The sequence below is a fragment of the Deltaproteobacteria bacterium genome (assembly GCA_029858205.1).
Taxonomy (GTDB): Bacteria; Desulfobacterota; GWC2-55-46; order GWC2-55-46; family DRQE01; genus JAOUFM01.
In genome coordinates this window covers 25031-41843 of sequence record JAOUFM010000005.1, presented here as the reverse complement: position 1 = coordinate 41843, position 16813 = coordinate 25031, and the positions used below count along the sequence as shown (strand labels likewise).

Sequence of the window (16813 nt, the reverse complement as noted above, 5' to 3'; positions counted from 1 at the left end):
AAAAGACACTGGATTCCCGCCTTCGCGGGAATGACGATTTTTTATATTTCGGTGCAGGCGTCACGCCTGCACCGAATGTTAATGCAGTCATTGCGAGCGAAGCGAAGCAATCTCCTGTCTATTGGCACATTCCTTCGTTCCTGCGAAGGCGGGGAATATACCCCGCGACTTATTAACCACCCTTAATCCCCATTCTGTGGTATGCTGTCTTAACAGCAGCAAATTCAACTGACTACAAAAAGGAGCCATGCAATGGGAGATAAGGGCGGGAAAAAGGACAAAGACAAAACACAGAAGCAAAAGGCGAAAAAAGAAGTGCAAGAATTGAAAAAGAAGCAGGATAAGAATAATAAATCGAACCCCCTGGGCATTAGCAGCTAGATGCCCACTTCGCCTGATAGAATTGCTTGATTCGAGATAATCAAATTAAGTGATTCACTTGGCCGATTTAATGGTATAATTAAGTAACCTAATAGAGACTATCACCAGATAAATCTGTCATCAACCTCCGGGTCAGTCTGATGAAATCCATCTTCATTGGGACAGGAGGCGTATGATAGCAAAAGGTGGTAATGCAAGACCTGTAGTTTTGCACGTAGCAACGGTCAACCATTCGATAAGAGCAAACCTCGGTTACGCTCCGATAGAAACCGTCATCTATAACATAGACAAAGGGCTTACAGCGCTGGGGCACAGGTCTATTGTCGCCTGCTCGGGAGATTCCAGTGTCGCCGGGGAACAGTACACGACAGTAAAACATAGCATCGGTGATTATTGCAGCGACAAAACACCCGCCTACCTCAGTATCATTGATAAACATATGTCAAGTGCGATATTCAGAGCGATGATGGGGGATATCGATATTATTCATATGCATGACGCGGACGCGGTCGAACGAATGTATGACCACGCATTCGACCTGAATATCCCGATTATCAAGACATTGCACGTATCCGCGAAGGCCGGCTTGTTTCACAGAGCGTACCAGCGCTGGTGCAAGCCCCTGTCGCAGCCCCTGGTCTACTGCGCCGCGATAAGCGAATACCAGAAGAAACAGTACGGCTCTTTACTTTACGATTCCACGGTGGTCCATCATGGAGTCGCTGTTGACGAGTTTCCTGTCAAGGATTCGCCTAAGAAAGACAGCTACCTGTTTACCATCGGCAGGATAACCTCTGACAAGGGGCAGAATAGAGCCATAGAGGTTGCCAGAAGAACAGGCGCCAAGCTTATTATTGCAGGATGTGTTCAGAACAAGGCCGCAGACAGAAAGTTTTTTGCCAGCATCAAGGATTCCTTGGACCTGGTTGTTGAAGCCGGCAAAGTTTTGCCGGATAAAGACTACTATGACAGGGTAATGAAACCCCTGCTGGACAGCGATAGTCAGATTGTCTACATAGGAGAGCTCGGTAGCGAACACGCGAAACTTTGGTATCATCATGCGCGCGCCACCTTATTTCCGATACAGTGGGGAGAGCCGTTCGGTCTTGTGTTGATAGAGTCCATGGCGTGCGGCACACCGGTCATTGCATTTAATAAAGGTTCTGTTCCTGAAATAATTGTGGATGGAAAGACAGGTTTCGTGGTGGACACGATGGATGAGATGGTCGGAGCCGTTGCGCGCGTCAACGAAGTGGACCCGCGAGAATGCCGGAGACGCGTAGAAACTATGTTTTCGATCACGAGGATGGCCGGCAAATATTCGGCTCTGTACCAACGAGCAATCCGCGAACATGAAAGTGTCGTACGGATGCAGCCGTCGTTGAGTAAAAGAATCTTGAGCGCCGGTATATCAAATGCGCAGATACCTGAGGATACAAGATGCCTAAAGACATCCCGGTAAGCAACGGAAGTTTTCTCCTGAACTTCGACTCCGACTATCAGATCAGAGACGTGTATTTTCCTTTTGTCGGCCAGGAGAACCATTCAAACGGGGCCATTTTCAGATTCGGTGTCTGGGCGGACGGACATTTGTCGTGGATGGGCCCGGAATGGGAAAAGGATCTGAGGTATCATGAGGACAGCCTCGTTACCGATGTATATCTGAAAAACGAGTCCATGGGTCTGGAACTGCGTTGTCATGACGTGGTTGATGTGGACCTGAACGTATATATCAAAAAGATAGAGGTAGTAAATCTATATGATTACGATCGTCGGGTAAGACTCTTTTTTTGTCACGACTTTCATCTTTACGGCATAGATATCGGAGATACCGCCTACTTTGACCCCAGGACACGCTCCATAATACATTACAAGAAAAACCGGTACTTTCTGATCAATTGCGGTACGCGCGAGAAATGGGGCATAGACCACTACGCATGCGGTGACAAAGGGGCGCCTGGAAGAGAGGGAGTGTGGAAGGATGCCGAGGATGGCGAACTCAGCGGCAACCCGGCATCGTGGGGTTCTGCCGATTCCGCGATAGGCATATGGCTGCATCTTCCGGCAAAGGGGAAAGCAGATACATCTTACTGGATAGCGGCAGGAACGCACTATGAGGAGGTGGCTCAACTCAACCGTGACGTGATAGGCAACACACCCGACGAGCTTATCAAACGTTCATCCGATTACTGGAGAGCCTGGGCCAATAAAGCGGCCAGGTCCTTCGCGGATCTCCCGCCGGCAGTTGTCGATATCTATAAACGCAGTCTTCTTGTTTTGAGAACACAGATAGACAATAAGGGTGCGATAATCGCGGCGAATGATTCGGACATAGTGCGCTTCGGGAGAGACACCTATTCGTATATGTGGGGGCGTGACGGGGCTTTTGTAGCCGCCGCGCTGGCAAAAGCCGGACATACGCACCTGTGCATGAAGTATTTCAATTTCTGCGCCGGCATCATTTCCGAGGAAGGTTACCTTTACCAGCATTACAACCCAGACGGCTCGCTGGCCAGCAACTGGCATTCATGGCTGCATGAGGACAAGGAAGTGCTCCCTATACAGGAGGACTCGACCGCCTTGATCCTTTGGGCGCTTTGGATACACTACGAAAATTCAAATGATATTGAATTCATCAGGACGCTTTACAGAAAGCTTATCAGAAAAGCGGCCGACTTTATGGCGACACACATCGATGCCGGGACCGGGTTGCCAATCCCGTGTTATGACTTGTGGGAAGAGCGGTTCGGAGTGCACACGTTTACTGTTGCCGCGGTGGTCGCAGGACTTAGGGCGGCAGCGAAATTCGCGAGACTATTCCAGGATGTTTCTCTGGCTGAAAAGTATGAAGGCGTGGCCGTGCGGATAGTGGAGGGATTGACCAGGCACCTGTACCATGAGGGGCTTGAGAGGTATGCCCGTTCTGGTTACAGAAGAGAATACGGGTACGAGTTGGATGAAGTCATTGATATCAGTATAGCCGCACTGGTCTTTTTCGGAGTAGTGGCTCCGAACGACCCTCGGATGACGAGGACCATGGAGGCGATACGCCGCCAACTGTGGCTCGATACTCTTGTCGGGGGTTGTGCCCGCTACAGTAACGATGTATACCAGCGGCCCGATGGTATACCCGATGGCATTACGGGCAATCCCTGGTTTATCTCCACGCTCTGGCTGGGGGAGTATAGTATCGCCAGCGCCAGTAACCTTCGGGAGCTCAATCAGGCCATACCGTACCTCGAATGGTGCGTGAAGAACGCACAGCCATCTGGCGTGCTTGCCGAACAGGTGCATCCTTTAGACGGTTCTTCTCTTTCAGTTTCCCCTCTTACATGGAGTCACTCAGCGTTCGTATGGACCGTATTGCAGTATCTGGAAAAACATAAGTCGTTATAGGTGTGATGAGTTGTTGAGGCTGTTTCGGGCCTTAAGGATATGCGCGTGCGTCGTTCCAGTGGAGACGCAGGAATAGGAAAAAGGGGCTGTTTTTACGGTCCCTTTTTCGTTTGGGTCTGGGTCGTTAGAAAATGTTCGGTCGTGTAGGGCGGCGCACACTCGCCGCGTGTTTTATAATCGAGGCCAGCCAAACCACGGAGCTTGTTGAGTTCACCACAAGCCCGGTACCCCGCTCCCTTTCTCCTGTGAGTCAAGCGACTCCTCCCCGCGTTGATGCGGGGAGAGGGATTTTTTATTCGGGTGCAGGGGTTACGCCTGCACCCGAAAATTTATGCAACTGCTAAGAGGCGCAAAGCTTCGTCTGGCAGTAAAATCGCTTGCGTGGATGGGCGGGGGACGGGGTGGTGGTTTCGCCGGTACATTAAGATATATGGCGTTGATTTTTTGAGCCCTGCGGCGGTATAATCGGCACATGACGCATTAAAAAAGGAGTGTGCCTATGAGCGGATTCCCGAGACATCAGCCTGAGCTTAACATCATAATAGCAGTTGTGGTTATTGCAGCCTTGGTGCTTATTCCAAAGTTCTGCCAAAAGTACGACCAGGATGTTTTCAACGCCATAAAAACCAACGACGAAGTTTCTATCAAGCACCTTCTCGATAAGGGGCTTGACCCGGCCATAAAGGATGCGGATGGGTATACGCCGCTTCACCGCGCCTCCAGTGCGGGCAGCATATACCTCATGCCGCTTTTTCTCGATAAGGGCGTTGATGTGAATATAAAAGGCGGCGGCGGTATGACGCCGCTCCATGTCGCGACGTATGGCAAACAGGACAGGGCCATGGAACTGCTTATCTCGCGCGGCGCGAACGTGAACGCACAGGACGACTTCGGGTACACCGCGCTCCACTACGCAGCCGAGTACGGACGCATGGATCTGGTGCGGCTGCTCCTGAATAAAGGCGCGGATAAGAAACTTCGCACCCGTGCCTTTAACCAGACTGCTGCCGAGCTCGCGGCAGCCAATGGGTTTAAGGGGATAGTGGAGATACTTAAGTAGAAGAGGGCGCTGGGCTTGATGTAAGTAAGGCGGCGAGTTGGCTGCCATGCGTCGTTGCGCGTGAATTTTCGATCCTCGACGTATCTGACGTGATACGCCTGCGGTCGAAAATCCCCGCGCGCCTAGCCTGACAGCCAACTTGCCGCCTTATGATGGGTGGAACAGACAGAATACCGCTTCCTCACCTGACGCGAAATCCCGTATCAAGTACGGGACAGGCTTGGCGGCCTGTGAGGGGTGAGTGTGGGCGGTCATTGCGAGCAAAGCGAAGCAATCTCGCAGGCCGTCATTCTCGCGAAGGCTGGAATCCAGTGTCTTCGATGTTTTGCCCCTGCGGGGCGGCTTTTGGGTATGGGGCGTGCGAGGGCTGCGGCCCCGCCGCCAAGCCTCCTCGCGGCAAGCCCCGCCTTAAATCGCTTCGCTCATGCAGCCCCGGCTTGCCGCCTGCCTCCTTGGCGGCCCGCTTAAGCCCGTCGCTTAGCCCCATACCCGTGGTTTCAGAAAAACAATAAAATTTTTTTCGGTGTGGTAGAATGGGACGGTAATGAAGGGCGGGCAGTGCCAGCCCTACGGACTGTAGAGTTTATGATTTAGGTTTTGTTGTTGCATAGGCGGCAACGGTAAGAATTGATTCTCGAGTCGAGGTTGTGCAGTTTGCTATAGAAAGACCGGTAGTTGCTTCAGGGTTGTCTCGCAATATTTTGTAGATAAGCGCATGTACAAAGGATTGGGTTGCAAATTTAATTCCTGTAAAATCGAGAACGACTATTTTTCTTTCTGAGAGTGCTGGGAATATAGTGGTATCGCGTATTTTTGAAGCCCGCTCAACATCTTCTTCGAATTCAGCCACTGGTATAATGGTAAGACCCGGTATCGCTGGAATTCCTTCTATAAAGTCTATTAAATATTTTTCTGGTAAATTCCTAGATTTTGCGGCTAGTTCTCTACAGGTACTAAGAACTGCTTCGAATTCGAGGATACTATTTCGTTTGAATTGTATTACAGCGAAGGTGCCAGCCCAACCGTTCTTGTCAGCAATAGTATACTCTTTGTAAGGGTCTGCCGATTCGGTTCCCCATATATTAACAAGTGCACTTCCCGACCCCAGAAAAAATCCTCCGCCAGAACGAGTCACGATTTCTTTTATGAAAAAAAGTCCTAATCCGGCATTTTCACTCATAGATGAATACGCAGCTTTGGGAAATGTACCGGAAATGTGTGGTTGAGGAGCAAATTTTATTGCTTTTAAATCATTATCAATCTCGGGATATTTGCTATGAAGGGTCTTTTGTATTCCCACGCCTATGTCAGCAACAACAAGTTCAACCAGCCCGGTATTGGGATAGTATTGCCCCATACATATTCCACCAATAGAGCTTTGCGAGTGTTGTACTACATTTCTAAGTAGTTCGATTAGGACATATCTAATTGCGCCTTCTATTTCTGTATCGCCGATTTCAAGTAGGCGCATTAATTCCTGCACGGCAGGGTATATTTCTGAGCTGTTAGAAATTAATTTGAGTTTTGCTGTTTTGTCGGCAATGTGGGCATCTATTTGCTCCTGTTGGTATGGTACTTCTAATAGATCGCAAAAACCTGTGCGGATAAGATAGCCACCAGAAGATGAGTTTAAATTAATGTCGATCGTGATATTTTTGTGCAAAGTTTTTTTGAGCCATAGTGTGTAGGTGGCAAATAATGTAATTGCCCATGGTGCTAAGAAGTTTGTTTTTTTAAAATCTATAGTAGTTTGCCGCATGGGCCTATTTAGCCATTGCCAGTTACGAAAAAATGATTTCAAGTCACTATCTGCCAAGTTATCCCAAGGAGTTATTGTTGTTTGTTGTTGGTTGAAGTGGGCCATAATTTTATAGTTTGCAGAACTAGTATTGTTTGTCAATAAAATGGTGTAGGAGATTGTTTCCAACCCATCAAAGCGGCAAGTTTGCCGTTAGGCGAGGCGCACGGAATTTTTGACCGCAGGCGTATCACGTCAGATACGTCGAGGATCAAAAATTCCTGTGCAACGAAGCATCACGGCAAAATCGCTGCTTTATTTTTTCTTCGAAGCCTTCTTAGGCTTATCCTTAAGCACAGCCTGTGCTGCCGCAAGCCTCGCAATCGGCACCCTAAACGGCGAGCAAGAGACGTAATCGAACCCGGTTCTGTGGCAAAACTCAACAGTTGCCGGGTCTCCGCCGTGCTCTCCGCATATTCCGATCTTCAAGTTCTTTCTCGTTGAACGGCCTTTTGCGATTGCCGTTGTAATGAGCTCTCCAACACCTTCCTGGTCTAGCGACTGGAACGGGTCGTCCTTTAATATCCCGGTCTTCTTCTCGTCCACGTAGTCGGGCAGGAAGCGTCCGGCATCGTCTCTGCTCATGCCAAGCGTCATTTGTGTTAAGTCGTTCGTGCCAAAGGAGAAGAACTCGGCAACCTCGGCAATCCTGTGTGCAAGTATCGCCGCTCTCGGCACTTCTATCATGGTGCCGACGAGGTAGTCCACCTTCAGGCCGCACTCTTCCATGACCTCGGAAGCGACCTTTCTTGTCGTGTCCGCAAGTATCTGCAGCTCTTTTCTGTCTATGACGAGCGGGTGCATGATCTCCGGCATGACCTTTACGCCGATTTTCTTGCATTCGCACGCTGCCTCGATTATGGCTCTGACCTGCATTTCGAGTATTTCCGGGTACGTGATGCAAAGCCTGCAGCCCCTGTGCCCGAGCATGGGGTTTGCCTCGTAGAGACGCTCTATCTTCCACTTGACCATGTGGAACGGAATGCCAAGGGCCTGCGCAAGGTGCTTCTGGTCGTTCTCTGTGTGCGGTACGAACTCATGAAGAGGCGGGTCAAGGAGCCTTATTGTAACGGGCTTGCCTTCCATCGCGCGGAATATGCCGATAAAGTCCTTTTTCTGCATGGGCAGAAGCTCTGCGAGAGCGACCTTACGCGACATAACGTCCTCTGCAACTATCATCTTCTGTATGGCAAGGCGTCTTTCGTCGGTATCGAAGAACATGTGCTCTGTTCTGCAAAGGCCGATGCCCTCTGCGCCGAGCTTTATCGCGTTCTCGGCGTCGTACGGGGTGTCGACGTTGGTCCTTACCTTTAGCCTTCTTATCGAATCCGCCCAGGCCATGATTGTGTTGTATGCCTCTGGCAGCTCTGGTTTTTTAAGCGGAAGGGCTGAGAGGTATACCTCTCCGGTAGAGCCGTTTAGCGTTATGTCGTCGCCTTCGTTGATGACGGTCTTGCCAACGGTGATCGTCTTCGTGTTATAGTCTATGCGAAGGTCCTCGCACCCGACGATGCAACACTTGCCCCAGCCTCTTGCAACGACCGCGGCGTGAGAGGTCTTGCCGCCCCTTGCCGTGAGTATGCCCTTTGCCGCGTGCATGCCGCCGACGTCCTCGGGGCTTGTTTCCTTTCTTACAAGTATTACCTTCTTGCCCGCTGCCGTCCACTCTTCTGCGTCCTTTGCGTTGAATACGACCTGGCCCGCGGCTGCGCCCGGGACCGCGGCGATTCCTGTTGCGTAGAGCTTGGACTTAAGTTCGTCAGGGGAGATGGATGAGTCGATTACCGGGTAGAATAGGCCCTCGATGTCCTTGGGCTTTATCCGAAGTACCGCGTCTTCCTTTGCAATGAGCTTTTCCTTTACCATGTCTGCCGCAATTTTAAACGCGGCCTGCGGAGACCTTTTGCCGTTTCTTGTCTGCAGTATGTAGAGAGTGCCTTCTTCGATAGTGAACTCGATGTCCTGCATGTCCCTATAGTGGCGCTCGAGCTTTGCTCTTACGTCAACGAGCTGCTTGTATATCTTTGGCATGGTGCCCTTGAGGTCTGAGAGCTGTATAGGGGTCCTGATGCCGGCGACAACGTCCTCGCCTTGCGCGTTCATTAATACGTCGCCGTAGAATTCGTCGGAGCCGGAGTTCGGGTCTCTTGTAAAGCACACTCCGGTGCCCGAGTTCTCGCCCATGTTGCCAAAGACCATCTGCACGATGTTTACAGCGGTGCCGAGCTGGCCGGTGATTTTTTCAACGCGGCGGTATGTGACGGCCTTCTCTGCCATCCATGAATTAAAGACCGCGTCTATCGCGCCCCAGAGCTGCTCGACAGGGTCCTGCGGAAAGTCTTTTTTGGTGTGGTCTTTATATATGCCCTTGTATCTGCCAATCAGCTCGCCGAGCTCTTCTTCGTTAACGTCTGTGTCGACGACGTGCGCTGTGCGGATTTTGAGCCTGACCTTTGTGCGGCGCTCTTTTACGTCCTCGAACTCGGCCTCGAACTTTTCTCTGGCAATCCCCATCGCGGTCGAGCCGTACATCGTGATGAAGCGGCGGTACGCGTCTAGCGCGAATCTCCTGTTGGAGGTCTTTTTGGCAAGCCCCTCGACACTCTTGTCGTTTAGTCCGAGGTTCAGTATCGTTTCCATCATCCCCGGCATGCTCATGGCCGCTCCGGAGCGCACCGATACGAGAAGTGGGTCGTTTGGGTCGCCAAGCTTCTTGCCAACGAGCTTTTCGAGCCTCTTTAGGTGGCTGGCGACTTCTTCCTTCAATCCGGCCGGGTGCTTTTTATTGTTCTTGTAGAAGAGGTCGCAGACCTCTGTGGTGATTGTGAAGCCTGCGGGAACAGGGAGCCCGATGTTGGTCATCTCGGCGAGCCCGGCGCCCTTTCCGCCAAGGAGCTCCTTCATGGTGCCTTTGCCCTCGGCTTTTCCGCCGCCGTAGAAGTATACGAATTTTTTCTTTGCCATGTCCAAGACCTCCGAAGAGTTATATATTAAGGTGTGTGCCAGCAGAGAAAACTTTACGAACCCCGGGCCCGGTGATTATACCAGAATAAGGGCCGTGCGCAAGCAAATAGGCGCGTGTTTCAGGGAAGATATACTATACATTTTTGCGGCGTATGTTGCAAGTTTTTGGTTGAGGTTGTGTTGGCGGGCAATCGGGTTTTGGGTTTGACAAAAACTGCGGCGTATGTTAAATAATATAATTCGGCGTTTTGGAGTTATCCTAGCGAGGCGCTAGCTCAGCCGGTAGAGCATCTGCCTTTTAAGCAGGTGGTCCCGGGTTCGAATCCCGGGCGCCTCACCAGAAAAGTTATCGGCTGACGGTTATCGGTTGTCGGCGGTAGTTATTGGCAGGTTGTAATTGCCGGGTTATTGAAGGCGGTTAGCAGCCGTTAAGTTAAGAAAATACAATTGTCGCGTTATTTTTATAAAAAAGAGAAGTGAGATATCGGTAAGTAATTGGTTGCCAATAACGGATAAGCGGCAACTGTTTTTTATACGTCCCCATCGTCTAGAGGCCAAGGACACTGCCCTTTCACGGCGGTAACCGGGGTTCGAATCCCCGTGGGGACGCCAATTAAATCAAGGGGTTAGCGTGCTTGCTAACCCTTTTTCATTTTGACTGTGCCCCTTTTTGTGCCCCCTCCCTGTCTCCTCTTCGAGGGTAGATACCGCTGCCCTCATGTTGTCGAGCTTCAGGTGAGCATACCGCTGTGTCATCCGTCCATCCTTATGCCCGAGCAGGTTCTGAACGACGTAAAGGTCATTGCCGTTCTGTACAAGCTTCGAAGCAAAGTCATGTCTTAAGTCATGGAAGCGGAAGTTTTCTATGCCAGCGCGTCTGCAAGCCCTTTTAAAGGCCATAGAGACCCTGTAAGGGTCAAACGGCTTGCCGTCCATGTGAAACACACGTTTGGATAGTGCAGGAGCTTGATCTTGGCGTTTTTAAGGCCGTCCAGGACGTCGTAGGCCGCATTGTTTAGCGGTATGGTAAGGCGCTGGCCGTTCTTAGTGCGCTCAAGGTTTATGACGCGTTCCTGCATATTAACCTCGCTCCATGTAAGACCAAGGATGTTACCCCGTCTCATTCCCGTGTTCCTGGCAAGTACGAGCATCGGCTTAAGCCAGGCCGGGCTATGGAAAAGCAGGGTGTCAATCTCGCCCGGTTCGAGATACCTCACGCGCCTGTCGTCCTCGGACGGCATGGTGAAGAACTCAAACGGGCTTTGCTTTATAACCTGCCATTCCCGCTTGCATAGCGAAAACACACGGCGCACAAAGTGCAACTCTTTTGCTACCGTGTTCGGCTTTAGCCCGAGTCCGAGCCTGTGCGCTCTGTATGAGCAGAGTATCGAGGGAGTCACTTCGCTAAGTTTCAGGTCTTTAAGGAAGGGAATTATCAGCTTCCCGACCTGCAGAGCCCTTGAATAGGTGCTCTTTGACTTGAACTTCGCGTCTTCCCTTAGATACCGCTCCCATGCCTCGCTAAAGAGTATCTCATCGGCAGGGTTTACTTCAAACCACTTGCCCGAAGCGAGTTCATACAGGAGCTTCTGCTCAACACGCCTTGCAAGCGTAATGTTCGTTGTGTCGGTAGACCGTCTTATGGTCTTGCCTCGACACTTGAGCTTAGTCCACCAGACATTGCCTCTTCGGTAGAGTCCCATTACACCTCCTTTCCTCCGAAGTTGCCTGGCTTTCTTCCGGTATTATTATACCGCTGGAAGCCGAATTTCTCAAGGCGGAGGTCCGGGGCAGGGGTAGCGGCTTTTTTAGAAATCATCCATGCCTCCACTTCGTCGAGCTTGAAGCGTATGAGCCTGCCTATGCGAAAGTGCGGTATCTCGCCAATACTCACGAGGTGGTAGATGGTCTTTGTTTTGATCTTGGTGTGTTCAGCTATGTCTTTTATCGTTAGCCACATACGTTTCTTTGGTAGTTTTAGGTAAACCAAGTTTTATTTTGATTTTTTGGTAAAAGCCAGTATTCGGCGCTCAAGTTTAAGAAGTTGTACTGTTTTGAGCTTGCTAAAGCCTTTTTGTCCTACACCTTCAAGTATTTTTATTAGTCTTTGTCGCATAAAAAAGGTCCTTTGCATATTTTCAAACCAAGCGTGTTTGTGAAGTTGTCGCTGGATATATGTTAAATCATGACAGTGTCGGCAGCAGTAATATCTTGCGTAGTGAGGCCTATATAAACTTCTAACCCTTCGGCTACAAGTTGGGCACAAAAGCCACCAGCGGAACCCTCCGAAGTGGCAGGGCGTTTTTGCTAACATAATGGATGTCATAATATTTTCTTCATGTATCGAATACGATACGCTTAAGGAAATATCGTTTGCAGTGGTGCCTCTTGGTAGCTTGCTTTTTAGGGCCGTCAAATTAAATGCTCGGCAATTTTCCACTGTTTCTTTTCTTTGTCTCCGCATAGTCGCTTTCCGAAATCATTAAGGATTTTTACATCATCTTTATGGCACAGTACTGACAGAGAGCATATAAAAACCTACCTACCAATGGCTATATATAGAATACTCTCTAAATTTGGAAATGATTCCAGGCCTTTTAGTTCTTCTGCAGCATCAATTTTGGAAATGTTATACGTTGTTATTTGCATTTGTCGCCCCATTTTTAGAGTTGTACGTTTCTGTTTTTGGAGTGATTTTTGGTTTTCTGAATTCCGGTAAAATTTCACTCCAAATAATTTCGTTAAAATCCGGCATGCCGAATTTTTTCCACCGTTCGGAGAGCTTGAACAGGCTGGAACTTAAGCCGAAGCCTCTTTTTCCACCTTTGCAGACCGGGTCTATAAAGCCTTTTGCCATTAGTTCGGAAATGTTTCGGTGATGTGTTCCGTTGGAAAACCCTAATCGCCTCGCCTCGGTATAGGAAAATGTAAAGTGGATGGTGTAGCGTTCGGGGGCGTTAAATGGAAGTTTTACTTTGCCAAGGAAGTATGGCAAAGTCTTTCCTGAAGATGGTGGCAGTGAAATATAGGCTTTGCTGTTAAGGAGTTCCCAGGGTAGCGCGACAAATGCTAGCATGCGGGAATATTTTTTAGAACGATAGGTTTTCATGTCTTGTTCTTCCAAGAAATTTGTAGTATTTACTGTTAGTCTAAAGCCCCCCCGATGTGTTTTGTCAAAGCAGCTGGGCGGTGATTAGGTAGTTACTTTAGTAAGAAAATGGCGTAATGATTAGTGCTTTTTGGGTGGTTTTTGGGTGGATGCTTTATCATTATTTGACATAATGTGTGTTGTTCTCGAAGTAAGGTTCTTATTATGGGAAGAATTCATTTCTTCGAGGTGCCCCCAGAGTGCTTTGCTTTGGTCAGTTAGAGTAAGTAAGTTTTCGGAAATATTTTTGTGATGTGATTTTCCGAGGAGGTCGAAAATTTCTCTGTTTAGCCTTATTATTTCGTTAAAAGTATCATAATATTCTTCTAGCAGACCTTTTTGCCAGGCATTAAGACAATGAGTTGAGATCTCGACTGTGCCGAATTTGCTGATCGGCATTTTGTCAGATAGGCGTTTTGTTCTTCGAAATTTTTTAAGAGATTTTTTGTGCCACCTGATTGCTGTTTGGGGGTGAATGTTCAGAAAATTGGCGATATTTTTCCATCCTCTTAAAATCATAAAAGGGAGAGTTCTGTTTTCTTGCTGTAAAATAGGCGCGTTATCGTTAGGGGGCCTTAGTGAGTCGATAATTTTTCTGTTTCTTTCGAAAGCATTCTTTTTGGCGGTGCAACTTTTTATATGCCCTCCAAAGGCGTATTTGTTGGGGAATTTGCGATTGCAGTAGGAACATTTTGTTTTGATTTTTTTCTGCATTGTTGAAAGGTGATTTGCTGGTTGTTGTGTTTATTTGGAAAATACCATGTATTGCGGACAAGTTCAACAGTGAAGGTTTTGTCATATTGATATTTTAGGTTCTTTAGTGATATGATTTGCCGGTAAATTCCCATATATCCGGAGGCAGCATGGATGCGTGGTTGCGTGTCGGCTGTTTTTCTTGTCATTTGTCACCGTATTTTGGTATAAAATCTTGGTACTTTAGTGTGTTGAAAGAAGGGTGGTATTTATTGGCATGAGCGCTGAACTCGAAAAATTTCAAACACTGCTTCGCGAGCTTTTTCAATTCGACTGTGCGGACCTTGATTTTGGCATATACCGCATAATGAATTACAAGCGTGATGCCGTGGAGGAGTTCATCACCAAGAAGTTGCCAAAGGCCGTTTCCGATGAGTTGAGTAGTGGTGCCCTGGCCGAGCAGTCCCGGTCTGCAAAAGAATTGGCGGAAGTTTCTGAACAAATCAGCAAGACCCTTGGCAAGGACGCTATCGACGCAGACGGGAATCTGGCCGAGACTTACCGTGAAACGCCGCTTGGTAAGAAGTACTTGGACTTAAAAGCAAAGGCCGCTGGCGGACGTGGCCACGGGGCCGTCGAAGCGGCCATTTTTAACCACCTGTATTCGTTTTTTAGCCGGTATTATCATGAGGGCGATTTCATCTCCAAGCGCCGTTATTCCAAGCGTCAGAAGTACGCTATCCCCTATAATGGCGAGGAGGTCCATCTTCACTGGGCCAATCATGATCAGTACTACATAAAGACAGCCGAGCATTTTACCAGCTATTCATTCGCTTCAAAGGGTGTAACAGTCAGGTTCGAGATTCAAGCTGCCGACGTCGAGCAGAACAACGTAAAAGGCGATAAGCGTTTCTTTATCCCCTGTTGTAAGGGTATCGTATGGGACGAAAAGGCAAGTCTCCTTGTCATTCCATTCGAGTACAGGCCTCTGACCGGGCAGGAGGAAATAAGTTACGGTAAGAAGAACCAGCAGGATGCTGTGAACGCAAAGGCGCTGGAGGACATTCCAAAGCAACTTAAAAAGGCCGATGATGCTATGCGCGCCATTATGGCGGAACGGGGAAAGGACTCGAAAGACAATCCCGTGACTTTCCTTGGGCATCATCTAAGGCAATATACGCGCGCAAATACCTCCGATTTTTTCATTCACAAGGACCTGCACGGCTTTCTCTCCCGCGAATTGGATTTTTACCTGAAAAACGAGGTCCTGAGTCTCGATGAGATGGAGGCTGCCGGAGAGGGGCGCGCCGAGGGCTGGTTCCAGGTCATGCGTGTCATCAAGGCGGTTGGCGGTAGCATCATCGAGTTTCTCTCGCAAATTGAGAACTTCCAGAAGATGCTTTGGGAGAAGAGGAAGTTCATAACCGAGACACAGTACTGCATAACGGTCGGTAATGTTGACAAGGATTTTTACCCGGAGATTGCGGATTGTGAGTCCCAGTGGGCAGAGTGGAAGGAGCTTTTCCACATCAATGATGAGCAGGCCGATCTTTTTACGGCAGGGAAGAACAAGAAGGAAAAGCGCGCTGCGTTTTTAAAGGCCCACCCGACGCTGGTGCTGGATACGAAGCACTTTGAGCAGGAGTTCTCTGACCGCTTACTGGCTTCTTTTGAAAATCTGGATGAGATGACCGATGGCCTGCTTGTGCATAGTGAGAATTTTCAGGCACTGTGTTTCTTAAGAGAGCAATATAGAGGGCAAATAGCGTGCATACATATTGATCCGCCGTACAATACACAAACAAGCGGATTTCTATACAAGAATACTTACCAGCACTCAAGCTGGCTTGCGATGATGGAAAACAGAATAAGTGCCGGGATGTCCTTATTGTCGAAATTCGGATCGTATTTGTGCCACATTGACGAAAACGAGTATGAACGTCTCCAACTTCTTTTTGATAACTTTTCGGTTGCAAATGCTGGAACAATCGCATGGGATAAAAGAAACCCTATGAATGCGGGGAGGGGGATTGCTACACAACATGAGTATATTGTGTGGCGCTCCAATAAAGAGTCACCAATTTGCATGTCTAATAAAAATATATTGTCGATATTGAAAGCGGCCGCTGATATTGTTCGAAAACATGGTGGTGTTAGTGAGGTGGCCAGAAAAGAATATGCAGGATGGATTAATTCAAATGAAGAACTAAGTGGAGGAGAAAAAGCATATCGATATTTGGATGATCAAGGACGGGTTTACAGAGGAGTGAGTTTGAGAGCGCCAGAGCCAAGAACAGATTCAAAATTTCATGAACCTCTTTTGCATCCGATTACCCAAAAGCCTTGTCCTGTACCACCAAATGGCTTTTCACGTACACCGGAGACATTAAAAGCAATGGAAGAAAAAGGAGAGATTATTTTTGGACAAGATGAAACAGTGCAACCACAGCAAAAGCGATTTTTGACCCCAGAGTCAACCATGCAAATTTCGTCGATGATCCAGGATGGAAAGAAAGGCAAGACGGATGTTGCGAAAATGAGCTTGGATTTTCCTTATTGTCATCCTGTGTCGCTATATAGAACGCTTATTGCGGCAGCGTGTGGTGAGCCCAATGATATTGTTTTCGATTTCTTCGCTGGTTCTGGGACAACTGCGCATGCAGTGATAGAACTTAATCGTGAAGATATGGTTGGAAGAAAATTTTTTCTTGCAGAAGTAAATAATTATTTAGATACAATTATTTTGCCCCGTATCAAAAAAGTTACCTTTTCTCCCGATTGGAAGGACGGCAAGCCCACACGCATGGCAACGAAAGAGGAGGCGGAGCGCAGTCCGCGCATCGTAAAGTACATGCGCCTTGAGAGCTACGAAGACGCGCTCAATAACATTCAACTCGACGATGCGTCGGGCCAGGCGGGGCTTAAATTCGACGATTATCTCTTTAAGTACATGCTCCATTGGGAGGCGCGTAAGAGCGAAACCATGCTTAACGTGGAAAAACTCGCCAGTCCGTTCAGCTACGCACTTCATGTTCACCGTGATGGACAGACGACCAAGAGGACAGTGGACATACCTGAAACATTCAATTATCTTCTCGGCCTTCACGTCTCAAGGCGGCAGGTTTTCCATGACAAGGACCGCCGCTACCTTGTTTATCGCGGGCGCATCGACCGTCGCGAGATAGCCGTCATCTGGCGTGAAACCAAGGACTGGAAAAAGGCAGACTTCGAACGTGACAAGAAGTTTGTTGAAGAAAAAAAACTCGCCCAGGGCGCAGACGAAGTGTTTGTGAACGGCGATTCATTCATTGTAAATGCCCGTGCGCTGGAGCCGGTTTTCAAAGCCAGGATGTTTTCGCCAGTGGAGGCGTAG

Annotated in this window: 12 protein-coding genes and 2 tRNA genes; 7 read left to right on the top strand and 7 right to left on the bottom strand. The window is 48.7% G+C overall.

Annotated elements, in window-relative coordinates:
* Nucleotides 1-252 precede the first annotated feature (252 nt).
* From OEV59_05390 to OEV59_05375, 4 genes are all read left to right on the top strand, one after another.
* Nucleotides 253-381 (top strand): hypothetical protein, encoded by a 129-nt coding sequence (locus tag OEV59_05390; GenBank protein MDH4227168.1) that lies wholly within the window; start codon nucleotides 253-255, stop codon nucleotides 379-381.
* A gap of 172 nt (nucleotides 382-553) precedes the next feature.
* Entirely contained in the window at nucleotides 554-1843 is a 1290-nt protein-coding gene (locus OEV59_05385) for a glycosyltransferase (GenBank protein ID MDH4227167.1), read from the top strand.
* A complete protein-coding gene (locus OEV59_05380; GenBank protein ID MDH4227166.1) occupies nucleotides 1822-3777 on the top strand; it encodes a glycoside hydrolase family 15 protein in 1956 nt (651 codons plus the stop codon). The genes OEV59_05385 and OEV59_05380 overlap by 22 nt, the downstream gene beginning before the upstream one ends.
* Before the next feature lie 499 nt (nucleotides 3778-4276).
* On the top strand, nucleotides 4277-4837 hold the full coding sequence (locus tag OEV59_05375; protein MDH4227165.1) for an ankyrin repeat domain-containing protein: 561 nt from the start codon (nucleotides 4277-4279) through the stop codon (nucleotides 4835-4837).
* A 583-nt stretch (nucleotides 4838-5420) separates the two neighbouring features.
* On the opposite strand, the gene OEV59_05370 is transcribed toward OEV59_05375, so the two are convergent.
* Nucleotides 5421-6764 (bottom strand): STAS-like domain-containing protein, encoded by a 1344-nt coding sequence (locus tag OEV59_05370; protein MDH4227164.1) that lies wholly within the window; start codon nucleotides 6762-6764, stop codon nucleotides 5421-5423.
* Between the two features lie 126 nt (nucleotides 6765-6890).
* Nucleotides 6891-9599, bottom strand: coding sequence for a pyruvate, phosphate dikinase (gene ppdK, locus OEV59_05365; protein ID MDH4227163.1), 2709 nt, complete (start codon nucleotides 9597-9599; stop codon nucleotides 6891-6893).
* A gap of 264 nt (nucleotides 9600-9863) precedes the next feature.
* Here ppdK and OEV59_05360 point away from each other — a divergent pair.
* Both OEV59_05360 and OEV59_05355 read left to right on the top strand, forming a co-directional pair.
* Nucleotides 9864-9939 (top strand) — tRNA-Lys (locus OEV59_05360).
* A gap of 196 nt (nucleotides 9940-10135) precedes the next feature.
* Nucleotides 10136-10211: transfer RNA gene (locus OEV59_05355), tRNA-Glu, on the top strand.
* 6 nt (nucleotides 10212-10217) lie between these two features.
* Here the strand turns inward: OEV59_05355 and OEV59_05350 are convergent.
* From OEV59_05350 to OEV59_05330, 5 genes are all read right to left on the bottom strand, one after another.
* Entirely contained in the window at nucleotides 10218-10499 is a 282-nt protein-coding gene (locus OEV59_05350; GenBank protein MDH4227162.1) for a site-specific integrase, read from the bottom strand.
* Nucleotides 10463-11302: a site-specific integrase gene (locus tag OEV59_05345; GenBank protein MDH4227161.1), complete on the bottom strand. Its 840-nt coding sequence runs from the start codon at nucleotides 11300-11302 to the stop codon at nucleotides 10463-10465. The genes OEV59_05350 and OEV59_05345 overlap by 37 nt, the downstream gene beginning before the upstream one ends.
* Nucleotides 11302-11559 carry a helix-turn-helix domain-containing protein gene (locus OEV59_05340; GenBank protein MDH4227160.1) on the bottom strand — a complete coding sequence of 86 codons (258 nt, stop codon included), beginning with the start codon at nucleotides 11557-11559 and terminating at the stop codon, nucleotides 11302-11304. The genes OEV59_05345 and OEV59_05340 overlap by 1 nt, the downstream gene beginning before the upstream one ends.
* Before the next feature lie 669 nt (nucleotides 11560-12228).
* Entirely contained in the window at nucleotides 12229-12723 is a 495-nt protein-coding gene (locus tag OEV59_05335) for a hypothetical protein (protein ID MDH4227159.1), read from the bottom strand.
* A gap of 105 nt (nucleotides 12724-12828) precedes the next feature.
* Nucleotides 12829-13461 (bottom strand): hypothetical protein, encoded by a 633-nt coding sequence (locus OEV59_05330; protein MDH4227158.1) that lies wholly within the window; start codon nucleotides 13459-13461, stop codon nucleotides 12829-12831.
* 256 nt (nucleotides 13462-13717) lie between these two features.
* Here OEV59_05330 and OEV59_05325 point away from each other — a divergent pair, with 256 nt between their 5' ends.
* Nucleotides 13718-16813: a site-specific DNA-methyltransferase gene (locus OEV59_05325; protein MDH4227157.1), complete on the top strand. Its 3096-nt coding sequence runs from the start codon at nucleotides 13718-13720 to the stop codon at nucleotides 16811-16813.